The 23,006-nt window shown below is 63.5% G+C and carries 20 protein-coding genes; 15 read left to right on the top strand and 5 right to left on the bottom strand.

The window, feature by feature from the left end:
• The first annotated feature begins 137 nt into the window (after window positions 1-137).
• The 5 genes from BMX85_RS00440 to BMX85_RS00420 all read left to right on the top strand — a co-directional run bounded on the left by BMX85_RS00440 (window position 138) and on the right by BMX85_RS00420 (window position 4,709).
• Complete coding sequence (locus tag BMX85_RS00440; protein WP_090313580.1) at window positions 138-1,082, top strand: dihydrodipicolinate synthase family protein; 945 nt, start codon at window positions 138-140, stop codon at window positions 1,080-1,082.
• A gap of 106 nt (window positions 1,083-1,188) precedes the next feature.
• Entirely contained in the window at window positions 1,189-1,887 is a 699-nt protein-coding gene (locus BMX85_RS00435; RefSeq protein WP_090313577.1) for a GntR family transcriptional regulator, read from the top strand.
• A 135-nt stretch (window positions 1,888-2,022) separates the two neighbouring features.
• Window positions 2,023-2,313, top strand: a complete 291-nt coding sequence (locus BMX85_RS00430; RefSeq protein WP_090313575.1) for a nucleotidyltransferase family protein — start codon at window positions 2,023-2,025, stop codon at window positions 2,311-2,313.
• The gene (locus tag BMX85_RS00425; RefSeq protein ID WP_090313573.1) at window positions 2,310-2,669 is read left to right on the top strand and encodes a HepT-like ribonuclease domain-containing protein; all 360 of its coding nucleotides are present in this window, start codon (window positions 2,310-2,312) and stop codon (window positions 2,667-2,669) included. Before BMX85_RS00430 ends, BMX85_RS00425 begins: the two co-directional genes overlap by 4 nt.
• 390 nt (window positions 2,670-3,059) lie before the next feature.
• Window positions 3,060-4,709: a mechanosensitive ion channel family protein gene (locus BMX85_RS00420; RefSeq protein WP_177196606.1), complete on the top strand. Its 1,650-nt coding sequence runs from the start codon at window positions 3,060-3,062 to the stop codon at window positions 4,707-4,709.
• A 23-nt stretch (window positions 4,710-4,732) separates the two neighbouring features.
• On the opposite strand, the gene BMX85_RS00415 is transcribed toward BMX85_RS00420, so the two are convergent.
• Window positions 4,733-5,350, bottom strand: coding sequence for an exopolysaccharide biosynthesis protein (locus tag BMX85_RS00415; protein WP_090313571.1), 618 nt, complete (start codon window positions 5,348-5,350; stop codon window positions 4,733-4,735).
• A 248-nt stretch (window positions 5,351-5,598) separates the two neighbouring features.
• On the opposite strand from BMX85_RS00415, the gene BMX85_RS00410 reads away from it, so the two are divergent.
• From BMX85_RS00410 to BMX85_RS00370, 9 genes are read left to right on the top strand one after another with little or no spacing between them, the layout of a single operon-like run.
• The gene (locus BMX85_RS00410) at window positions 5,599-6,459 is read left to right on the top strand and encodes an AraC family transcriptional regulator (protein ID WP_090313569.1); all 861 of its coding nucleotides are present in this window, start codon (window positions 5,599-5,601) and stop codon (window positions 6,457-6,459) included.
• Window positions 6,460-6,482: 23 nt separating this feature from the next.
• Window positions 6,483-7,061, top strand: a complete 579-nt coding sequence (locus tag BMX85_RS00405) for a gluconate 2-dehydrogenase subunit 3 family protein (protein ID WP_090313567.1) — start codon at window positions 6,483-6,485, stop codon at window positions 7,059-7,061.
• Complete coding sequence (locus BMX85_RS00400) at window positions 7,058-8,797, top strand: GMC oxidoreductase (protein WP_090313565.1); 1,740 nt, start codon at window positions 7,058-7,060, stop codon at window positions 8,795-8,797. The genes BMX85_RS00405 and BMX85_RS00400 overlap by 4 nt, the downstream gene beginning before the upstream one ends.
• A 9-nt stretch (window positions 8,798-8,806) precedes the next feature.
• Window positions 8,807-9,679: a sugar phosphate isomerase/epimerase family protein gene (locus BMX85_RS00395; protein ID WP_218147287.1), complete on the top strand. Its 873-nt coding sequence runs from the start codon at window positions 8,807-8,809 to the stop codon at window positions 9,677-9,679.
• Between the two features lie 16 nt (window positions 9,680-9,695).
• A complete protein-coding gene (locus tag BMX85_RS00390; protein ID WP_090313563.1) occupies window positions 9,696-11,186 on the top strand; it encodes a sugar ABC transporter ATP-binding protein in 1,491 nt (496 codons plus the stop codon).
• Window positions 11,164-12,165 carry an ABC transporter permease gene (locus tag BMX85_RS00385; protein WP_090313561.1) on the top strand — a complete coding sequence of 334 codons (1,002 nt, stop codon included), beginning with the start codon at window positions 11,164-11,166 and terminating at the stop codon, window positions 12,163-12,165. Before BMX85_RS00390 ends, BMX85_RS00385 begins: the two co-directional genes overlap by 23 nt.
• Window positions 12,166-12,183: 18 nt before the next feature.
• Window positions 12,184-13,134 carry a substrate-binding domain-containing protein gene (locus BMX85_RS00380; protein ID WP_090313559.1) on the top strand — a complete coding sequence of 317 codons (951 nt, stop codon included), beginning with the start codon at window positions 12,184-12,186 and terminating at the stop codon, window positions 13,132-13,134.
• Between the two features lie 25 nt (window positions 13,135-13,159).
• Window positions 13,160-14,215 (top strand): sugar phosphate isomerase/epimerase family protein, encoded by a 1,056-nt coding sequence (locus BMX85_RS00375; RefSeq protein ID WP_090315085.1) that lies wholly within the window; start codon window positions 13,160-13,162, stop codon window positions 14,213-14,215.
• Between the two features lies 1 nt (window position 14,216).
• Window positions 14,217-15,374: a Gfo/Idh/MocA family protein gene (locus tag BMX85_RS00370; protein WP_090313557.1), complete on the top strand. Its 1,158-nt coding sequence runs from the start codon at window positions 14,217-14,219 to the stop codon at window positions 15,372-15,374.
• A gap of 74 nt (window positions 15,375-15,448) precedes the next feature.
• On the opposite strand, the gene BMX85_RS00365 is transcribed toward BMX85_RS00370, so the two are convergent.
• The 4 genes from BMX85_RS00365 to BMX85_RS00355 all read right to left on the bottom strand — a co-directional run bounded on the left by BMX85_RS00365 (window position 15,449) and on the right by BMX85_RS00355 (window position 22,633).
• Window positions 15,449-17,347 (bottom strand): eCIS core domain-containing protein, encoded by a 1,899-nt coding sequence (locus BMX85_RS00365; protein WP_229210216.1) that lies wholly within the window; start codon window positions 17,345-17,347, stop codon window positions 15,449-15,451.
• Window positions 17,348-17,565: 218 nt separating this feature from the next.
• The gene (locus tag BMX85_RS31280) at window positions 17,566-19,512 is read right to left on the bottom strand and encodes a TIM-barrel domain-containing protein (protein WP_218147286.1); all 1,947 of its coding nucleotides are present in this window, start codon (window positions 19,510-19,512) and stop codon (window positions 17,566-17,568) included.
• Window positions 19,509-20,483, bottom strand: coding sequence for a TIM-barrel domain-containing protein (locus tag BMX85_RS31275; RefSeq protein ID WP_218147285.1), 975 nt, complete (start codon window positions 20,481-20,483; stop codon window positions 19,509-19,511). Before BMX85_RS31275 ends, BMX85_RS31280 begins: the two co-directional genes overlap by 4 nt.
• A 146-nt stretch (window positions 20,484-20,629) precedes the next feature.
• Window positions 20,630-22,633, bottom strand: a complete 2,004-nt coding sequence (locus BMX85_RS00355) for a TonB-dependent receptor plug domain-containing protein (RefSeq protein WP_090313553.1) — start codon at window positions 22,631-22,633, stop codon at window positions 20,630-20,632.
• Between the two features lie 109 nt (window positions 22,634-22,742).
• Here BMX85_RS00355 and BMX85_RS29880 point away from each other — a divergent pair, with 109 nt between their 5' ends.
• Entirely contained in the window at window positions 22,743-22,979 is a 237-nt protein-coding gene (locus tag BMX85_RS29880; protein ID WP_143067862.1) for a hypothetical protein, read from the top strand.
• The last annotated feature ends 27 nt before the right edge of the window (window positions 22,980-23,006 follow it).

Below are 23,006 nucleotides of genomic sequence, written 5' to 3'. Positions count from 1 at the left end.
TCGTAAATTCCCATAGAAATCAAAGCTTTGCGGTGATGTGGTTCGTTCTTCGTTTTCGAGATTGTATAAAATATCCAAAACGATTATGATGCGTGGGTCAGTTCCACCCCTCCAACGCCTATCCAAAAGGAAGCACCATGAGCGACAATATCTTCACCGGTACCATTCCGGCCCTGATGACCCCATGCACCCCCGAGCGCACCCCCGACTTCGACGCGCTGGTGAAAAAGGGCCGCGAGCTGGTCGACCTCGGCATGAGCGCGGTGGTGTATTGCGGCTCGATGGGCGACTGGCCGCTGCTGACCGAAGCGCAGCGCCAGGAGGGCGTGGCGCGCCTGGTCGCCGCCGGCGTTCCGACCATCGTCGGCACCGGCGCGGTCAACTCGAAGGAGGCGGTGTCGCACGCCGCGCACGCGGCCAAGGTGGGCGCGAGCGGCCTGATGGTGATTCCACGCGTGTTGTCGCGCGGCGCCTCGCCGGCCGCGCAGAAGGCCCACTTCGAAGCGGTCCTGTCGGCCGCGCCGAAGCTGCCGAGCGTGATCTATAACAGCCCGTACTACGGCTTCGCCACGCGCGCCGACCTGTTCTTCGAACTGCGCGCCAAGCATGCCAACCTGATCGGCTTCAAGGAATTCGGCGGCGCGGTCGATCTGCGCTACGCGGCCGAGCACATCACCAGCCAGGACGAGAACGTCACCTTGATGGCCGGCGTCGACACGCAGGTGTTCCACGGTTTCGTCAACTGCGGCGCCACCGGCGCCATCACCGGCATCGGCAACGCGCTGCCGCGCGAGGTGCTGCAACTGGTCGCGCTGTGCCGCAAGGCCGCCGAGGGCGACGTCACCGCCCGCCGCCAGGCGCGCGAGCTGGAATCGGCGCTGGCCGTGCTGTCGTCGTTCGACGAGGGCACCGACCTGGTGCTGTTCTACAAATACCTGATGGTGCTCAACGGCGACAAGGAGTACACCTTGCACTTCAACGAAACCGATGTGCTCAGCGACAGCCAGCGCCGCTATGCCGAGATCCAGTACGGCCTGTTCCGCACCTGGTACGCCGGCTGGTCGAAAGAGGTTGCCGCTTAAGGTTTCCACCGGCGCGCCGGTTATTTCCGGCGAGGGCGGCAATATAATTTATACTGCCGCCTGAAAACTCCGGGCGCCTGCCCGGAGACCTGACCGAAAGCCCGCCATGAGTTCCACCGTTACCGCCGCCAAGGCCGCAGCCCCGCGCTTTGCGGTGACCACCGTCGCCGAGCAGGCGGCGGACGCGTTGCGCCGCAAGATCATGTCCGGCGACCTGCCGGAGGGCTTCCAGCTGCGCCAGGACGCGCTGGCGGCCGAATTCGGCATCAGCCGCATTCCCGTGCGCGAGGCGCTGGTGCAGCTCGAGGGCGAGGGCCTGGTTCGGATCGTGCCGCACAAGGGCGCGGTGGTGTCCGAGCTGTCGGTCGGCGAGATCAATGAACTGTTCATGTTGCGCGGCCTGCTAGAACCGCTGCTGTTGAAAAAGTCGGCGCCCAAGCTCACGCCGGCCGACTTCGCGGAAATCGACGCCATCCTGGCCGAGTACAAACAGGAATTGCACGCGCAACATCCAACCCGCTGGGGCGAACTGAACACGAGGTTGCACGACCTGCTGATGTCGCGCGCCGAACAGCCGCGTACGTTGGCCATCGTCGCCGGACTGTTGCAGCAGACCGACCGTTACACGCGCCTGCAATTGTCATTGAGCGTCGAGAGTTGCCGGCGCGCCGAGGAAGAGCACGCCGAACTTGTGCGCCTGTGCAAAGTCGGCGAGGTGAGGGCGGCGGCCAGCCTGCTAAAGCGCCACATCGACCACGCCGCCGCCGAGCTTGAACGCTTCATCGTGTCGCGGCGGCGGCCGTAGCAAGCGGGTAAATAACTGGCGATTCGGTGAGGTTCGCACTCGGCAAAACCGTGCCACCGTTCAATTCGTCCAGTAAAGGATGTCGATGCTACAATCGATGCACTCCGGTGCCATCGACCAGGCTAACTCTAAATCATGAGACCATCCGACGCTTTTCATACACATCGCGCGGCAATTCGCAGTATCGTCGAAAGGCACCGCGCCTGTAATCCGCGTGTCTTCGGCTCGGTCGCGCAGGGCTGCGATACGGAAGCAAGCGACTTGGACATCTTGGTTGATCCGACTTCCGAGACGACGTTGTTCGACATCGGCGCCATTCGGCATGAGCTTTTGCAGTTGCTAGGCGTGCCAGTCGATGTTCTGACGCCGAAGTCGCTGCCAGAGAAATTTCGTGTCGCCGTTCTGGCGAAGGCGATCCCTGTATGAGCAAGGATGGGCAGCGGCTTCCGGACTACTTGGCGCATATGCTTCATGCGATCGAACGAATTGATCGCTACACGGCGTTGTTAGATGAGGTAGCCTTTCTTCAGAACGAGTTGGTGCAGGACGCGGTGATCCGAAACTTGGAAATCCTTGGCGAAGCCAGCAACAATGTTCTGAAACACTATCCGCAGTTTGCTGATCAGCACCCAGAACTACCGTTGGCCTTCGCCTACCAAATGCGTAACGCCGTTGCGCATGGCTATTTTAAGATCGACTACGAACTTGTGTGGCAGACGATCCGTACCGATTTGCCTATCTTATATCGTCAAGTGCGAAACGCTGTTTCCGGATTGGCATAGACAGGAGCTTTGCAGCGCATGACCATTACCCACCTCATCTCCTTGTTCGACGGCGGCCTCTAGACAGCCGACATAGCCGGCCGGCCGAAACCTGAGCCGGCCGTCTACCTGATGGCGGCCGGCTCGGTCGTGCTGGGATTCACCGGCGGCCCGCACAGCCCGCCGGACCAAGCCGACCGGCTGCGCGAGGCCGGCGCCCTGCCGGTGTTCGGGTCGATGGACTAGTAGCAAGCTCTGTACCGTGTGCTCCTGCACGATAGGACCCCGCATCGCGGGTTTCCTTTGTGCGGTAACGTACAGCGAACTGCGCGGGAGACTTTTATCATTGACGGCCGACATGGCAGTTTCGCGCTGAAACACCATGTAACAGGCATAGGAGTCGTTCTTAACATGCGTTTTATTCCCACCTTTCTGATCTGGCTGGTGCTAGCGCTGGCCGCACCCCTGGCCGTTGCGGTTCCGCCCGTCAAGCCCGCCGCCGAAGCGCCCGCCGTTCCCGCCGACACGCTCGGCCGCGAGACCCCGCGCTCCATGGTCGCCGGGCTGATCGGCGCGTTGGCCGAACTCGATTACGACCGCGCCGCCCAGTTCTTCGATTTGCCCGCGCCGACCAGCAACCGCCAGCAGCGCACCGCGGCCAGCCAGGCGCGCGCCTTCCACGCGCTGCTCGACGATAGCGGCTCGCTCAAGCCGTTCGCGGCCTTGTCCAACGTCGACACCGGCAGGCTGGACGACGACCTGGCCGCCGACGAGGAAAACATCGGCGAAGTCACGCTGCAGGGCAAGGAAGTGCCCATTTTGCTCACGCGCGGACAAGACGGCGAGCGGCAGGTGTGGCGCATCTCCAAAGAGACGCTGGCGCTGACGTCGGCGGCGATCAAGCTGGCGCCGGTGGTCCAGGCGCCGCCGAAAAACGAATGGTTCGTCGCCGGCGCGCCGCTCAAGGACTGGGGCGTGCTGCTCGGGCTGGGCGTGGTGGTGTTTGGCGGCTTGTGGCTGGTTTCGGTCATTTGCGTGACCGTCATCCGCCGGCTGGTCGCCGATCCGGCCGCCAGCAGCGGCTACCGCTTTGCCGAGGCGGCGCTGCCGCCACTCAGTTTGCTGGTCGCCGTCGCCGTGTTCTACAACTGGGCCGACGCGCTGCCCGTGTCCATCGTCGCGCGCCAGAATCTGCTGCGCTACACCGGCGTCATCACCGCCATCGCGGTAGTGTGGTTCGGCCTGCGGCTGGTCGACGGCATCGCCGACCTGGCCGTCGCGCGCATGCAGCGCCACCAGCGCCGCCAGATCGTTTCGGTCATCATCCTGGCGCGGCGCACCGTCAAGTTCCTGCTGCTCGCGTTCGCCGGCATCGGCATCCTCGGCACCTTCGGCATCGATGTCACCACCGGGATCGCGGCGCTGGGGATCGGCGGTATCGCGCTGGCGCTGGGCGCCCAGAAGACCGTGGAGAATCTGGTCGGCAGCGTCACCATCATCGCCGACCGTCCGCTGCAGGTGGGCGATTTCGTCCGGGTCGGCGACGTGGTCGGCACGGTGGAGGACGTCGGCATCCGCTCGTCGCGCATCCGCACCGGCGAGCGCACCGTGGTGACCGTCCCCAACGGCGACTTGTCGGCGCGCCAGATCGAGAACTTCGCCGAGCGCGACCGGTTCCTGTTCAATCCGGTGATCGCCATTTCCTACGGCACCACGTCGGCCAAGCTGCGCGAGGCCATCACCATCGTCCAGCAGGTGCTGGCCACCAACGACAAGATGGCGGAAGGCGCCCGCGCCCGGTTGGGCAACATCACCGACCGCGCCTTCAACATCGAAGTGTTCTCGTACATCGACGTGCCCGAGTTCGACGCCCAGGTGGTGATCCGCGAGGAGCTGCTGCTCACCATCTACGAGCGGCTGGAAGCGGCCGGCATCGCACTGGCGTTCCCGACGCAAACCGTGTTCTACGCACCGCAGCGCGCGGCGGCGGCGGAAATGCCAACGCCGGTAGGCATCGGCGTTACGGCCTCGCGCAACAGCTTCGCGAAATCGGTGATGTAACGAGGGATGGGCGCGGCAAGGGGCTAAACCAGCACTTGCGCGACCATGAAGACACACGCTTTGACGATGCCCCAGATGACGCCGGAAACCAGCACGGCGGAAGCGCTGGCCGCCACCACGCCGGTCGCAACGGCGAAGCCGTCGCGTTCGAGCAGTCCGAGTGCCAGCAGGCTGATGGACAGGGCGGGCAGCATGTTTCCCAGCGGGATAGGCAGCACCAGCACCACCGCCAGCAGCAGGCACACCAGGCCGATCACGTATTCGCACGGCGGCAGCGCGAGCACACTGATGCGCGGACGCAGCAGCTTCTCCGCCCGTTCCAGCCAAGGAATCACGCGCCGTATCATGCCGTGGAAGTCGGCGCGCGCCATCGAGCGTCGGCTGATGATGCCCGGCAGCCAGGGCCGCATGCCGAACGTCAGCTGGGCGGCGAGGAACACCAGTGGCGCGCCCAATATGGCCGAGGTTCCCGGCGGCACCGGCAAAATGTTGGGAAAAGCGAAGATGAACAACAGGGCGGCGGTCGCGCGGTCGCCTAGCGCGAGCAGCAGGTCGCCGACGGCGATCCGGTCGCGCGACGTATCGTCCGCCAGTTCGCGCAATAGTTGGGAAAGTGCCGGGCCGTCGCCTGCGTAACTCATTTGTTAGGCTTCATTGTTCAAGGAAGGTGGAGTGGACTCACGCGATTGTGGCCGGCTAAGCTTAAGACCCTGTTAATGACATGGAGAAGACGGTGCTTGTGACAAATTCCAACCTCGGCCACAGGGCGTGAGCGCGGCCTGCGAATTTTTGACTTGCCGATTTCGTTATAAATTTTTCCGATTTTTTATCACTTTCCCGGTGTTGTCGATGCTACCATTCTCGCCAGACTAGCGAATGGCATACGGCGATGAGCACGAGGATGATCAGGATGGGCATGGTGGTGGCCACCGGCGACACCGAAAAGGAAAAGCACCAAAATTTCCTGGCCGGCGACGGCGCCGCGCCGACTTCCGATTGCGCCGAATTTTTCTATCATCACGGCATCTCCACGCCCAGCGTCCTGTTCGACGATTTGCAGGATACGTATTATTTTGCCAAGAACCGCGCCGGCCAGTTCGTCTGGGGCAACCGGCTGCTGCAGGAGCAGCATTCCCTGTCCAGCGTCAAGGACATCATCGGCAAATCCGACCATGACTTCTTCCGCCGCGACATCGCCGACCGCATCCGCGCCGACGATCTGCAGGTGATGGAAAGCGGCGTCGCCGTCAAAAACAAGCTCGAAGTCATCGATGGTAACAACGGCGCGTTGACCTGGCTGTTCACCACCAAGGCGCCGGTGCGCGACCGCCACGGCGAGATCGTCGGCGTCGAGGGTTTCAGCCGCGACGCCCAGCGCTCGCAGGAAGCCATCGCGCCGTTCCACGTGTTCAAAAGCTGCATCGAATACCTGCAAGCGCACCTGACCGAGGATATCGGCATCGAACACCTGGCCAGCCTGTCGTGCATGTCGCTGTCGACCTTCGAACGCAAGTTCAAGCAGCACTTTTCGCTGACGCCCAAGCAGTACATCCTGCGCATGAAGATCCACGAGGCGTGCCGCTTGCTGCCTGGCGCGCAGAGCATCGCCCGCGTGGCGGTGGAGACCGGCTTCGGCGGCCAAAGTTATTTCACCAAGATTTTCCGTAGTGTGGTCGGCATCACGCCGAAACAATATCAGCTGTCCTTGCTGGCCTCCGGGCGGGCGGGAACGGTCCGAAGGAGTAGTTGAACCAAAGAAGCATTGGAGGAGACATGTTGCATGCTGAACGAGAGATCGACGGACGCAGATCCGCTCTCATCAAATTGGCCGGCCTGTGCGGCCTGGCATTGTCCGGCGACGCCCTGGCGGCGCTGGCGGCCACCGGCAAGGCACCCGCCGCGCCGGAGTTGTTGTCGGCCGACGCGCTGGCGCTGACGGCCGTGCTGGCCGAGCACATCATTCCGGCGACCGACACGCCCGGCGCGCTGGCGGTCGGCGCGCACCGCACCATCGACCATATGTTGATGGTGTGCGCCACCGCGACCGAGCAGCAGAGCTTTATCGCCGGCCTGGAGCGGGTGGACGCCGTCGCGCTGGCGGCCGACGGCAAACGCTTTCGCGCGCTGCCGGCCAAGCGCCGCGTCGCGCTGCTGCACGCCCTCGATGGCGCCGCCGCGCCGTTCACCGCCGACGATCAGCGGTTTTTCCGAACCCTGAAGTCCTATACGCTGTTCGCCTACTACACCTCGGAGGCCGGCTCGACGCTCGAGCTGGCGTATCTGCCGGTGCCCGGAGGCTACAAGGGCAACTTCCCCGTTCGTAAAAACACCAGGACCTGGGCGCTGACATGAGCCAAACTTCATCGTTTTACATCAAGCAAAGCGCCGAGCAATTCGACGTCATCGTGGTCGGCTCGGGCATCACCGGCGGCTGGGCCGCCAAGGAAATGTGCGAACGCGGGCTGCGCACCCTCATGGTCGAGCGCGGCCGCCCGGTCGAGCACCGCAGCGACTACATCGGCGAAGGCGTCGACGAGTGGAAGCTGCCCAACCGCGGCCTGGTCGAGGAAAAGCTCGCCGCGGACCAATTCGCCGAGCAACGCAAATGCTACGCTTTCGACGACCACACCAAGCACTTCTTCAACAACGACCGCGACATGCCTTACAGCACGCCGGAGGGCAAGCCGTTCAGCTGGATACGCGGCAATCAGCTGGGCGGCAAATCGTTGATGTGGGCGCGCCAATCGTACCGCTGGAGCGACCTCGACTTCGAAGCCAACGCCAAGGACGGCCACGGCGTCGACTGGCCGATCCGCTATGCGGACCTGGAATCCTGGTACACCCACGTCGAGCGCCACGTCGGCATCAGCGGCGGACGGGAAAACCTGGCGGTCTTGCCGGACAGCGAGTTCCTGCCGCCGTTCGAATTCAACACCGTCGAGGCGGCGATGAAGAAGAAGTTCGACGCCAGTTTCGCCCCGGCCCGCATGATCATGGGCCGCTGCGCCCACCTGACCAAACCCAACGAGAAGCATCTGGAGATGGGACGCGGCAGCTGCATGGCGCGCAGCATGTGCAACCGAGGCTGTTCCTTCGGCGCGTATTTCTCGACGCAAAGCTCGACCTTGCCGGCCGCCGCCGCCACCGGCCGCCTGAGCGTGGCCACCAACGCCATCGTCCACAGCGTGCTGTACGACGCCAAGACCAACCGCGCCACCGGCGTGCGCGTGATCGACGCCGAAACCATGGAAACGCGCGAGTTCCACGCCAAGGTGGTGTTCCTGTGCGCCTCGACCCTGGGCAGCACGCAGGTGTTGCTGAATTCGACGTCCGAGGCCTTCCCGACCGGGCTGGGCAACTCGTCCGGCGTGCTGGGCCACTATCTGATGGACCATTTGTTCGGCGCCGGCGCCTCCGGCCGCGTCGAGGGCTACGAGAACGATTATTACTCGGGCCGCCGTCCGACCGGACCGTACATTCCGCGTTTCCGCAACGTGGCCGAGCAGCATCCCGGCTTCCTGCGCGGCTATGCGCTGTCGGGCGGCGCCGGGCGCAAAGGCTGGCAGCAGCAGGGCGGCAAGCCGGGCTTCGGGAAGGATTACAAGGCCATGATCCGCAAGCCGGGCCAGTGGCACTTCGGCCTGTATGGCCAGGGCGAGATGCTGCCGCGCTATGAAAACATGGTCAGCCTGCATCCGACCAAGAAGGACAAATGGGGCATGCCGCAGCTGCATATTGACTGCACCTATTCGGCCAACGACGACAAGATGCGCGAGGACATGGCCGACACCGCCGCCAACATCCTCGAATCGCTGGGCGTGAAGGACGTCAAGAAATCGATCAAGACGACCGAGCAGTGGGCGCCCGGGCTGTCGATCCACGAAATGGGCACGGCACGCATGGGGCGCGATCCGAAGACCTCGATGCTCAACGGTTACAACCAGGCGCACGATGTCCCGAACCTGTTCGTGACCGACGGCGCCAGCATGTGCTCCAGCGCCTGGCAGAACCCGTCGCTGACCTTCATGGCGCTCACCGTCCGTGCTTGCGCCTATGCGGCTGAACAACTCAAACTTGGCAAACTCTAAGGAATAATAATGAAAACATACCAACGCAAGGCCCTCGCATTTCCCCTTACCTTGTCCGTGACGCTGTGCTTCACCCTGGGCGCCGCAGCCGCGCACGCGTCGACCAGCCCGCTGCTGGGCGTACAGCTGTGGTCGGTCAAGGACGAGGTCAAGCAGGACTTCGAGGGCACCTTGGACAAGCTGGCCAAGCTCGGCTTCCAGGGCGTGGAATTCGCCGGCGAGTTCGGCAAGTACAAGGCCGATCCGGCCGGCCTGAAAGCCTTTTTAAGGAAGAAAGGACTGCAATGCGCCGGCGCCCACATGCGTGTCGACCAGCTCAACGCGGCCAACTTCAAGCCGACCACCGACTTCTACAAGCAGCTCGGTTGCGACCACCTGATCATTTCGATGGATGACCGCGCCGCCAGCAAGGACGGCTCGACCGAACTGGCCAAGGAACTGAGCGCCTTGTCGGCCAAGCTCGACGCGCAGGGCATGAAGCTGGGCTATCACAACCACGAAGTGGAAATGTTGGGCGACAAGGGCCAGACCAATTGGGACGTGCTGGCCAAGAACACGCCCAAGAATTTTATCCTGCAGCAGGACGTGGGCTGGACCACCTACGCCGGCAAGGACCCGATCGACTTCGTCAAAGAGTATCCGGGCCGCACGGTGACCACGCATTACAAGGCCAAGTTTGTCAAAGGCACCGAAGGCGTCAGCATCATCGGCCAGGACAAGACCGACTGGGCCGGCCTGACCAAGGCGGTGCGCAGCGTCGGCGGCACCAAGTGGATCATCGTCGAGCAGGAGGAATATCCGAACGGCATGGGCCAGCTGGAATCGGTGGCGGCGTCGATGCGCGGCCTGCAGGCGGTGCTGGCCAAGCTGCCGGCGCGGTAACGGTCCAGGGAACCCGATGAGTCTGTCAGTACATTTTCAACACATCGTCAAGGAGTTCGGCCCGGTGCGCGTGCTGCACGGGGTCGACTTCGCGCTCGAGCCGGGCCGCGTCTACGGCCTGCTGGGCGAGAACGGCGCCGGCAAATCGACCTTGATGAAGATCCTGGCCGGCTACGAACGGCCGACCGGCGGCCAGTTGCTGATCGACGGCACGGCGCGCGACTTCGCCGACGCGCGCCAGGCCGAGGCGCTGGGCATCGCGCTGATCCATCAGGAATTCAATCTGGCCGAGCATTTGACGATCACGCAAAACATTTTCCTCGGTCACGAGAAAACCAGGGGCTGGCTGCTCGACACCATGGCCATGCGCGACGGCGCCGCCGCCTGCCTGGAACAGGTGGGGCTCGACGTCAGTCCGGACACCAAGGTGGCCGAGCTGATCGTCGCCGAGAAACAGCTGGTGGAAATCGCCAAGGCGCTCAGCCGCAAGGCGCGCCTGCTGATCATGGACGAGCCGACCGCCAGCCTGTCGTCCGGCGAAACGCGCAAGCTGTTCGAGCTGATGGCGCGCCTCAAGTCCGAGGGCGTGACCATCGTCTACATCTCGCACAAGCTCGACGAGATGGAAGCCAACACCGATGAGGTGGTGGTGATGCGCGACGGCCGCTTCGTCACGCGCGCCGTGACCGCCGACATCGACCGCCACCAGATGGCGAATTTGATGGTGGGGCGCGACGTCTCGGACATGTTCGCGGCCAAGCGGTTGCCGGCGCCGGACGCCAGGCCGCTGCTCAGGGTCGAGGGACTGAACGTTCCCGGCTGGGTGCGCGACCTGAGCTTCGAAGTGCGCGCCGGGGAGATCCTCGGCTTCGGCGGCCTGGTGGGCGCCGGCCGCACCGAGGCCTTCGAGGCGTTGCTGGGCTTGCGCCCGCGCTCGTCGGCGCGGATCGAGATCGACGGCGCGCCGGTCGATATCCGCAACCCGCGCCAGGCCATGCTGCACGGCCTGACCTACCTGAGCGAAGACCGCAAGGGCAAGGGTCTGCACGTCAACCTGGGCTTGCGCGAAAACCTGACCATGATGACCTTGGAGCGCGACTCCAGGCCGTGGCTGGACCTGAAAGGCGGCCGCGCCGCGCTGGACAAGGCGATTGCCGATTTCGGCATCCGCTTGCGCGATATCGACTGCAAGGCCGGCTCGCTGTCCGGAGGCAACCAGCAAAAGCTGGCGCTGGCCAAATACCTGCACAGCGATCCGCGCGTGGTCGTGCTCGACGAGCCAACCCGTGGCGTCGACGTCGGCGCCAAGCGCGATATTTACCAACTGATCCACCGCCTGGCGGCCGAGGGCCGGGCCGTCATCGTCATCTCGTCCGAGCTGATCGAACTGATCGGCCTGTGCCACCGCGTGGCGATCCTGCACGGCGGCAAGCTGCAAGCGATGCTGGACCACGACCATCTCACCGAAGAAGAATTGATCTCCCATGCAACCGACACCCACCACTAAAGTTCCCTTCGCACTGCCGGGACTGTCGCGCTTCCGGGGCTACGGCCCCGTCGTCGCGCTGATCCTGCTGTGTATCGCGGGCGGCCTGTTGAACCCCGATTTCGCCACCGTCGAAAACCTGATGAACGTGCTCACCCGCACCGCCTTCATCGGCATCATCGCGGTCGGCATGACCTTCGTTATCGTCTCCGGCGGCATCGATTTGTCGGTCGGCTCGATGGCCGCGCTGATCGCCGGCGCCATGATCATGCTGATGAACGCGGCCGCGGCTTCGGCGCAGCCGCTTGATCCGGTGACCACGGTGCTGCTGGGCTGCGCGCTGGCGCTGCTGATGGGCGGCGTGCTGGGCGGCGCCCACGGGCTGCTGGTCACGCGCGGACGCATCGAGCCGTTCATCGCCACCCTGGGTACGCTCGGCATCTTCCGCGCCACGTTGACCTACCTGTCCGACGGCGGCGCGCTGACTCTGGACAGCACCGTCTCCGACGTCTACAGCCCGGTCTATTACCAGAGCGTGCTGGGCGTGCCGATTCCGGTGCTGGTGTTCCTGCTGGTCGCCGTCGGCGGCGCGGTCATCCTGAACCGCACCGCGTTCGGCCAGCACGTGCAGGCCATCGGCTCGAACGAGCAGGTCGCCAGCTACGCCGCCATCCGCGTCGACAAGATCAAGGTGTTGACCTACTTGCTGCTGGGCGTGTGCGTGGCCATCGCCACCATCCTGTACGTGCCGCGCCTGGGCTCGGCCACGCCGACCACCGGCATCCTGTGGGAGCTGGAGGCGATCGCCGCCGTCGTCGTCGGCGGCACTTCGCTCAAGGGCGGATCGGGACGCATCATGGGCACCGTCATCGGCGCCATCCTATTGTCGGTCATCGGCAATATCGTCAACCTGACCAGCATCATCAGCGTCCACCTCAACGCCGCGGTGCAGGGCGTGGTCATCATCACCGTCGCCTACCTGCAGCGCGGCCGCCGTTAATTTTTAATAGGGAACACAATGATCACAATGAAACGCATCGTCGGCGCCTGCCTTCTGGCCGTCACCGCCGGCTCGGCCATCTCCGCCGAAAAAGTCACGCTCGGCGTGGCGATCCCGACCGCCACCCACGGCTTCACCGGCGGCATCGTCTGGTGGGCCAACCAGGCCAAGAAAGAATTGGAAGCGGCCAATCCGACGCTCAAGGTCATCATCAAGACGGCCGCCAGCACGCCGGACCAGGCCAACCAGCTGCAGGATATGCTGGTGGTGAACAAGATCAACGCGCTGGTGATTTTCCCGCTGGAGTCCGCCTCGCTGACGCAGCCGGTGATGCAATTGAAAAACAAGGGCGTCTACGTCACCGTGGTCGATCGGGGCCTGACCAATCCGGCGGCGCAGAACGCCTACGTGGCGGGCGACAACACCGCCTTCGGCAAGTTGCCGGCCGAATACCTGGCCAAGAAGCTGGGCGGCAAGGGCAATATCGTCATCCTGCGCGGCATGCCCAGCACCCTGGACAACGAGCGGGTCGACGCCTTCAACGCCGCGCTGAAGGCCAATCCCGGCATCAAGGTGCTCGACACCAAATACGGCAACTGGAACCGCGACGACGCCTTCAAGGTCATGCAGGATTATCTGACCCGCTTCAAGCAGATCGACGCGGTCTGGGCGGCCGACGACGACATGGCCATCGGCGTGGTCAAGGCCATCGAACAAGCCAAGCGCACCGACATCAAGGAAGTGTTCGGCGGCGCCGGCGCCAAGACCGCCGTCAAGAAAATCATCGATGGCGACAAGCTGATCCAGGCGAACGTTTCGTATTCGCCGAAGTTCATCTATGACGCCATCAAGATGACCGCCACCGCCCGCCTCAAAGGCGAAGCGCTGCCGGCCAAGACCGTCATTCCATCGGTGCTGATCACGCGTGAAAACGCCAAGCAGTTCTATTTCGCCGATTCGCCGTATTAATTTGCGTATTTCGCAGGAGTTCAGCATGAAAACCATCAAGGGACCGGCCATCTTCCTGGCGCAGTTCATGGGCGATGACGTCCCGTTCGACAGCCTCGAAAACCTTGCCGGCTGGGCGTCGGGCCTCGGCTACAAAGCCATCCAGCTGCCGTGCGATCCGCGCCTGTTCGACCTGGAGCAGGCCGCCGACAGCCAGGCGTATTGCGACGGCATCGTCGCGCTGCTGGCCTCGCACGGCCTGCAGATATCCGAGCTGTCGACCCATCTGCAGGGCCAATTGGTCGCCGTGCATCCGGCCTACGACGCGCTGTTCGACGGCTTCGCGCCGGCGCACGTGCGCGGCAATCCGGTGGCGCGCCAAGCCTGGGCCGTCGACCAGTTGCTGCGCGCCGCCCGCGCGTCCAAGCGCCTCGGCCTGGCTGCGCATGTCAGCTTCTCCGGCGCGCTGGCCTGGCCGTACCTGTATCCGTGGCCGCAGCGCCCGGCCGGGCTGGTCGAGGAGGCATTTGCCGAGCTGGGCCGCCGCTGGCTGCCGATCCTCAACGCCTTCGAGGACGCCGGCGTCGATATCTGCTACGAGCTGCATCCGGGCGAAGACTTGCACGACGGCGTGACGTTCGAGCGCTTCCTTGATGCGGTCGGCGGCCATAAGCGCGCCAACATTCTGTACGACCCGAGCCATTTCGTGCTGCAACAGCTGGACTACCTCGCCTTTATCGATATCTATCACGAGCGCATCAAGGCCTTCCACGTCAAGGACGCCGAGTTCCGTCCCAACGGACGCCAGGGCGTCTACGGCGGCTACCTGGGCTGGCAGGAGCGGGCAGGGCGCTTCCGCTCGCTGGGCGATGGCCAGATCGACTTCAAGGCGATCTTCTCGAAGATGGCGCAATACGACTATCCAGGCTGGGCGGTGCTGGAATGGGAATGCGCGCTCAAGCATCCGGAGGACGGCGCGCGCGAAGGCGCGGACTTCATCCGCAGCCACATCATCCGCGTGGCCGGGCGGGCATTCGACGATTTTGCCGGCAGCGGCGCCGACCTGCAACAAGTCCGCTCGCTGATGGGACTGGAGAACTGATATGAGTGTACAACGACGACTTCGGCTGGGCATGGTGGGCGGCGGCGACGGCGCCTTTATCGGCGCGGTGCACCGCATTGCCGGCCGCCTGGACGATTGCTATGAACTGGTGGCGGCCAATCTGTCCAGCAATCCGGAAAAGGCGGCCGTCAGCGCCGCCGGCCTGCGGCTAGGCTCGGGCCGCAGCTACGCGGACTACAACGAGATGGCGCGCGCGGAAGCGGCGCGGCCGGACGGCATCGACGCGGTCGCCATCGTCACGCCGAACTATTTGCACGCGCCGATGGCGACCGCCTTCCTGGAGGCGGGCATCCACGTCATCTGCGACAAGCCGCTGGCGATTTCGCTGGCCGAAGGCGAGGCGCTGGCGGCGCTGGCGCGCGAACGCAACAAGATCTTCGCGCTGACCCACGTCTACGCCGGCTATCCGATGGTGCGGCACGCCCGCGCCATGGTGGCTGCGGGCGAGATCGGCGAGATCCGTCTGGTGCACGTAGAGTACCCGCAGGATTGGCTGGCAGAGGCGGCCACCCAGAGCGAGGACTACCAGCGCAACAATTGGCACAATGATCCGCTGCGCGCCGGCCCGAACGGCTGCCTGGGCGATATCGGCAGCCATGCCTATCACCTGGCCGGTTATGTCTGCGGCATGCTGCCGAACGAGATCCTGGCCGAGCTGCACGCGTTCACGCCGGGCCGCAAGCTCGACGATCATGTGCAAGTCATGCTGCGCTACGCCACCGGCGCGCGCGGGATGCTGTGGAGCAGCCAAATGGCGACCGGCTGCGAGAATGGCCTGCGCCTGCGCGTGTACGGCACCAAGGCCAGCCTCAGCTTCGAGCAGGAAAATCCGAACGAACTGTGGCTCACGCCGCAGGGCGGCTGCGCCCAGCGCCTGACGCGCGGCCGGGTGCGCAGCGCGGCGGCGGACGCGGCCACCCGCATACCGTCCGGCCATCCCGAGGGTTATCTGGAAGCGTTCGCGCAGCTATACCGCGATGCCGCCGCGCAGATCCACGCCATCAATGCCGGGCAGCCAATGCCGGAGCTAACGCAAGGCATGCCGAATGTTAATGACGGCGTTGCCGGTCTGAAGTTTATGGAGGCGGCGATGGAAAGCAGCCGGCAGGGCTCGCGCTGGATTGGCATTGTCGATTAGAGCGGCCCCGGGTTCAGGCATCGCTCCGCGTTGCTACCGAACGGATTTTTCATTTCGGGAAAGCTCCGAAAGGCTTAAGGACGGGCGCTGAGAAAGTCGCCCCAGTCTTCCTTTTCTTCATCGTCGCCTTGTTCTCCGTCAGGATCAAGCCACTTATGCTCAACTCGCGGTTTTCTACTTTGGTCAAAATCGGGCAAACCGAATTTCGAATCCAGCGCGGAAAAATCCTCATCTGTTGCATTTTCTTCTAGCAAAGCGTCAAGTGCGTCGTATTGTTCCTTCAGCGACCTCCATTGCTCATGGTTGGCAGTAGTTGCAGCCTCCTCGAGTTTCTCCTTAAGGGCAGCAACCTTTTCTGGAGCGGTTTTCGCAGATCGATTGCGGTACACCTCATTGTATTTATCAACGGCGGCGCCAAAATTTGGACTTGGCGCATCCCGGAATCGAGCGGAATACGTCTTCATTTTTTGGCCACCATGTTCGTCGGTTTCTGTAGAGAATTCCCATGTGGCACTGCCATAAAGGAGCTCATGTGTTTCGCCGTCGACATTCTGCTTCAGCTTTTCTGTGCCTTTAACGATAACTTCTGCCTTGAATTCGTATGCGGCGCTGGATTCAGGGAAATCGGTGAGGGTAGCGGGGGTAATCTGTTTTCCCTGCTTGCGACCGTGTTGATTCACAGGTGTGGGCGTCGACACATTCGCGGCATGTTTTGTTGCCAGGTCCGCAAACGACATCGACTTGGGCCTAGAAACAGCCTCAGACCCATCAGCCGCAGCCCGAGGCAAATTTGTCTCTTCCAAATCGACCTTACTGGCATCGATGTAAGCATCCGGCACGTGCTCGTCATGTGGATGTGTTCGAGGTGTTGCATGTTTCGCCGAATGATCGACGAACCAGCCTGCTTCAACGCCTGCTTCCCTTGACTCAAGCGTCATCGTCTTGTGGCGCCGCCTCTCGGGAGTGCGGGTCCAGTCCGTCGGGGTGCCGGAATTGCTTGCTTTGACGATCTGAATCAAGCGAATAGGATCGGCATTGTTCGCATTTCGATTCGGGCGATAGTTAATAACTGCTTTAACCGAGGGAAGCGACGGGGTCAGCGTGATGGACATGACACCTTTGGAAAATCTGTTTTTGGAATTTATATCGACTTGGCATTGGGTTACACTAATCGTTCCTGGTGAGCCGCGCGCCGGGTTTAACGAGGTAGAAGCACTGTATGGCTTTGTTGAGAGACTTTTGTTTCCCATTAGCTCCGCTTCATGCTCCAAGCCTGCATCATCATTAATGCTGACGCCTTGATCCAATTGTCTGGTTGGATTCACCCTTCCTTGTACCTGCTGCACCACATGCCAAGCCTCGTGCGGCAAATGTTCCTCCTGTCCCGGCCCCAGAAAAATATCGCTCCCCTGTGCGTAGGCAAGCGCATGTAGTTGGGCCGGCTCCGATGAATTGTAGTGAACCTGGACGTGGTCCAGCGATACGCCAGAGAGGGTTTCAATACCGGATTTTAGCCGGTCGGGAATGCCTGTATTATTGGGTCTGTCAGTACATTTCTCTGGCGATTGTTTTGGCTCGATTGTCGGCAATGCCCCTTGGGCAGACCCCGTCGATGGGGGGGCGGCGCGCTGGCCTGGCCACAGGTGGCACGGTCGACCCTGTTCCGCTGTGCCGAATGGCGCGTCTATGTGGTTGTTGTGCTGTACCACCATCCGGGGGCTGTTCTGTATCATCGCCATCTGCGCGGTTTGTCGTTTTACCCGGGTACTGTTGCTGATCATGTCTGCGCGTGCTTTCTGGTAAAACTCGGGCGCCCCATGCTCGATTGCCACTAGAGGTTTCCGTTGCGCAGCTGAAGAGGCGCGATGATCTACAAAGCGCGTTTCGCCCCCCGTTCTATTATTTGAGGAGCCGCCGGCCGTAGCGGAATCCGGCTGTTTGCCTTGTTGCTCTAAAGGCCGTGGCGTTTTCATTTTGCTTGTTCCCATGACGACGTTGTTGTATTGATATTAGTCCGAGTGGTTCATTAAACACAAGCGAAAGTTTAGGACGATATAAGCTTGCTCACCAGGAGCGAGCTAATCGGATGAGGAGTTCTAGCCAGCGCAAGGTTGACGCGGGTAGCGAATCTATGAATGCCCGGGTGAGATATTCCAATGACGAGGTTGAAGCCCTACGCTAAACTTCACGACTAAAACTTTACCGACACGGGTCTACCGGTATAGGTAATCGACTTCGTCGCTGTTGCCGGCTCGATCTTGGTCGCGTTCTTCGGGCTCACCAACAAGATATTGAGCCTGCGCGTCTTGACCAGGCTTGGATAGGTGCCTTTGCGGGCGCCGACGGTGAGCGATTTGGCGGCGTCGTTCCAGGTCAGGTCGTAGGTCGCGTAGCGTCCTTTCTCGTAGTCGTAGGTTTCGTTGTCGTCCTCGTAGACGGTGAACTTGCCGTCGGCGCCGGGATAGACGCGGACCTCGTACGGCGCGTCAGGCCGCTCGGTCGCGTATTGCACCACCGGCCCCATCGGCACGATCGCCCCCGCGCGCACGTAGAGCGGGAAGACGTCGAGCGGCACGTCCTTGTCCACCGTCTTGCCGCCGGTGAAGCGCTCGTGCGTCCAGAAGTCGTACCAGTCGGTGCCGGCCGGCAGGTAGGTCTGCATCGTGGTGTCCGGCTTACCGGTATCCCTGGACGCGGCCGCCAGTTGCGACGGCGTGCGCCACACCAGCCGCAGGTTGCGCTCGTTCGTGCCCTGGAAGTATTCAAGCTTGACCGGCAGGCTTTGGCCGCGCTTTAGCGTGACTTTGGTGCCGGCGTAGCGCTTGCCGCCATTTTTCCAGTCCTCGGCGGCGAGCTTGCCGTCGATGAACAGGCGGAAGCCGTCGTCGCCTTCCAGGCCCAGCTCATACTCGCCATCTTCCGGCGCCACGAGGGACCCGCTCCAGCGCGCGGAGAAGTTGTCCAGGCTGGCGAGACCGGCCGGAATGTCGGCCAGCGGTGGCCCCGGCCATTGGAAGTCGATGGTGGCGTCGACCGTCTTGCCCTTCGGCGTCTCGAAACCGGCGCCTTCGAAGTACTGTCCGGCCAGTCCCGGCTTGCCGTCGGCCGTGCGCAGCGCGCTGGCCGGAACGGTGGCCGGCGGCGGCGGCTGGAAGCGGTACATCTGGCGCGTGACCGGATGGACCAGGAACGACGGCCCGAACTGGAAGGCATCGTTGATGTCCCGCACGCCCTTGTCATCCGGGAAGTCCATCGGCAGCGCGCGCATCATCGTGTAGCCGTCGTGGGTGACCTTCCAGCTCAGGCTGTAGATGTAGGGCAGCAGCCGGTAGCGCAGGTGGACGGCGTCGCGCAGCGACTTGTACATCCCCGGATCGGATTGCTTGAACAGATAGGGTTCGCGCTCGATATCGGTGCCGTGGATGCGCATCAGCGGATTGAAGGCGGCATATTGCAGCCAGCGGGCGTACAGCTCGCGGTACGAGGCGTTCTTTTCACCGCCCGGGAAGCCGCTGACGAAGAAGCCGCCGTTGTCCTGGGTCCAGTACGGATTGCCGGTGATGGTGACGTTGACGCCGCCGTTGATTTGTTCCTGCAAGGTTTTCCAGCTGGCCCGGGTGTCGCCGGACCAGGAGGTGGCGGCGGTTCTTTGCGCGCCGGCCCAGGCCGAACGGGTCAAGGTCATGGCGCGCTGGTTACTGGTGGCGCGTTGCCCCTCGTAGGTGCCGAGCGTGGTCATCAGCGAGTAAGGATTGAGGTAGCGGGTGAAGTCGCCCATGGCGTTGTTGCCGAGGCCCTTGATGTCGCGTTCGGTTTCACCGGCGTCGTGGACGGCCGTGCCGACCTCGACTTCGGTGCCGTCCATCCACAGCGCGTCGACGCCGACGTCGAGCAAGCCCTTTTTGACGTGCTTGAAGTAGATCTTGCGCCCCTCGGGGCTGAAGGCGTCGTAGATGCGCGCCTTCTTCGAAATCCAGTGCAGCGGTTCGAAGCGCAGGCCTTGCTGGTCGAGCTCCCTGGCGAGCGCCGTGTCGTTGCCGACCGACGGCCAGATTGACACCATCAACTTCAGATGCATGCCGTGCAGCGCCTTGGTCATGGCCTTCGGATCGGGGAAGCGTTCCGGATTCCAGATCATGCCCTCCAGGTGCCGTCCTTGTCGCTGCCCCAGTACTGCCAATCCTGCACGATGTAGTCGAGCGGGAACTGCTCGTTGCGAAAGGTTTGCGCCACTTCCAGCAGGCGCGCCTGCGTCTGGTAGCGCTCCTTGCTCATGAACAAACCGAAGGCCTGCTTCGCGTACATCGGCGCCGCGCCGGTCAGGTCGCGGTAACCGGCCACGACTTCGTCGAGCGTGTCGCCGCCCATGAAGTAGTAGTCGACGCCGCCCGGCGCGCTTTCCGCCCACAGCGAGGCGCCGTCGGGCGTGTCCTTGAAGCGCATCTTCGAGTAGGTGTCCCACAGGATGCCGTAGCGCTCCGACGACATCATCACCGGGATGACGATGCCGACATTGGTCTGCACCAGCAGCAGATCCTTGTTGCGGCGATTGAGCGCGCCCTGGCCAACGAAGCCCAGGCCGTAGATGCCTTCGTCGGGCTTGAGCGTGAAGGTGTTCTCCGCCTCGTAGGTCGGGGCGCCGGCGATGTCGATTTTTTTCAGCGTCTGCGGCGCGGCCTGGCGTTCCCGCGTGTAGACCTTGCCCCCGGCGTTCTGGAAGCTGAGGGCGCCGCTGGCCTTGTCGATGACGATGTGCAGCAGTTTGCTTTCCAGGGTCAGGGTGCCGGCACCGTCGCGCGTTGTGAAGGCGATGTCGGCCGGCTTGCCGGTCACCACGATGCTCGGATGGCGCCAAAAGTTTTCATCGAGCGTGGTGTTGACGCGCACCGTCGCCGGGCCGTAAAAGATCACGTTCTTGACCATGCCACCGACGCGGACCTGCACGCCGTGCCCGATCCGGGAATAAGAAAATGAAGCCGAGGGCGCGGCGGCGACCGGCGCCAGGTGGCCGATGGCGTCGAGGCCGGCGGGCGGTGGCGTGTCGGCGCCGGCGTTGGCCGCGCAAGCGGCGAGCAGCGTGAACGCCGACAGCGCGATGGGTCGTTTCATTGGTATTTGTCTCCCCTGTCCGGTGGATGATCTGGCTCTTGTGCGCGGCCAGGATAGGACTCGAAACTAGCAGAGGAGCTCGACGGACGCCAATTCCAAATTTGGCGCCGTCGATAGCAAAATCGGTATCGGTCGGTCGGCGACGCCTACCAGTCGCGGCGCACGCGCAGCATCGCGAACGGCTGGGTGCGGGTCAGATTGTGTTCGACGAAATCGACGCCGCCGGCCAGCCGGTCGCCGGTGTAGTGCGTGCGGTCGTAGGAGATGGTGCGGCTGGTGAGGTTGTTCAACTCAAGCGTCACCATCACGTTCGACGCCGGCCGGTAGTTGACGAAGGCGCGCGCCCAGCCGCTGCCGCTGCTGGTGGCGCGGTCGGCGATCTGCCAGCTGTCGTTGCTCCAGCCGTTGTCGACCGAGAAGCCCCAGGCGGTGCGCTGTCGCGGCAAGTCTTGCGAGAATTCGATGCGCCACGCCAGCGGCTGCTCGCCGGACAGGCGGCGCGTCTCCTGCGTGGTCGGGTCGGTGACCGACGACGAGCGCCACGTGGTCGACAGCTTGAGCAGCCCCTGCGGCAGGGCCCAGTCGTCGGTGGGCAGGTTCAGCATGCCGGTGACGCTGTCGGCGCTGGCGTCGCCGATATTGCCGGCGGCGTCGAAGTTGGCGTTGGCCGTGCGCATCGGCATGCGGTCGATGACGTCGCTGATGTGCGATTGCGTGTAGCTCAGCACGGCGGCGCCGCGGTCCCAGAAACGGTATTCCAGCGCGCCTTCGCACAGCCACGTCTTGGCCGGCACCAGCTCGGGGTAGTCGGCGCGCAGCGTTTCGTCGGCGATGCCGAAATAGGCCGCCGCGTCGCCGAAGTTGACCTGGCTGACCTCGCGTTCCAGGCGCAGGCGCAACTGCAGCGACGGCGTCGGCGACATCGACAGCCGCAGGCGCGGCTTGGGGTAGTAGTGGGCTTTGGCGTCGGGCTGGTCGGCGCCCACGCTCAAGCTGGCGTGCGAAATTTTCAGGCCCGCTTCGGCGTTGAGCGAATTGTCGAACTGCCATACCGACGACAGCTGGCCCTCGACCCGCTCCTCCTGCACCCAGGCGCTGCCGGTGGACACGGCTGCGGCGCCGGCGTTGGCCTGGTAGGCGTTGGCGCTGTCGTTGGTGTTGACGGCCCGCTCGATGCCGCCGCGCAGCACGACGCCGTTCAACGCCTGCCAGCTCATCTGGGCCGCGAGGACCTGTTCGGTGGCGTTGGCGGTGGTGACCGCGTACGACGTGTGTCCGCTGGACGAGAATGTCGACTCCGCGTCCACCTCGGAGGTGCGGTACAGCGCCTTGAGGTCCAGGCTGGTGCCGGGCGCCAGGTCGCGCGTGTAGGCCAGGCCCTGTTCGATGGTGCGTCCGGCGTTGTCGTTGCTGTTCAGGGCACCCGTCTCGGTGTCGATGCGGGCCTGCGACTGGTAGGTCCAGGGATTGACCGCGCCGTTCCAGCTCAGCTGGCCGTCGAGCAGGTCCTGGCCGTAGCTCCACTTGGCCACCTTGTTGCCGGAAGTGCCGGCGCCGGCCATGGTCACCTCGGTGGCCGGCACCTGGCCGGCGTACACCGTCGTTTTGCGGCCCTGGCCCTGCGAGGTGTCCGGCGAACGCGTCCAGCCGAGCGTGACGTTGATGCTCTTGTCGCCGCGTTTCAGGCTGTAATTGCCTTCCAGCGAGGGCGTCAGGTCGCCGTCCGCCGTCAGGTAGCTCGACGCGGTGGTGCTGGCCGAGACCAGGTCCATCTGCTTGAGCACCAGGTTGGCGACGGTCGGGTAACCCTGCATGTCGATGCCGCCGGCGCCGCCGTTGATGACGTCGATGCGTTCGACCGCCGCCGCCGGAATGCGGCCCAGCACGTCGCCGAGCGGCTCGGTCTTGGACGCCGGGCGCTTGCCGTTGATGAGCACGTTGCCGGCCACGCCGCGCGCCGCATTGCCGCCATCGAAGACGAAGCCGGGCAGGCGGGTCGCCATGTCCATCGCCGTCGTGGCCTGGAATTGCTTGAAATAGTCGGGCGGGTAGGACTGCGGCGGCGCTCCATCGGCGGCGGCGGCCGGCCCGGCGGCGGCAAGGGCACAGGCCAGCAGGACGGCGGAGCGGATGGAGGGCGGGGTTGTCATCCCGATATTTTACCGGTATCCGGCGTTCCCACCTAGATGAAATCGTGTGCCAGCCATGCCGCTTTCGCATGGCAAAACCGGGGCGAGGCAAATTTGCCACAATTTCCCCATGTTTAACAAATTTAATAAACGCCGCGAAACAAAGTGTTGGCGCAAACGCCATGCGGCAGGTGTGTCCGATGGTGTGGATCAAGTCGCGGGCGGGTCGGACGGCTGCGCGGCACCGGCCGGCGCGTTCGTGCCGGAGCCGGCCCACATGATGATTTACGGCTACCAGGACGGCTGGCGCGGGCCGTGGCCGACGACAGGATTGGAATCGTTTCCCATCGCGACAAAAACCGCTTAGCCCGCACCCTGTTTACGTGTATATTTG

This window comes from Duganella sp. CF517 (assembly GCF_900110275.1).
Taxonomy (GTDB): Bacteria; Pseudomonadota; Gammaproteobacteria; order Burkholderiales; family Burkholderiaceae_D; genus Rugamonas.
This window is presented reverse-complemented; position numbering and strand designations above follow the sequence as displayed.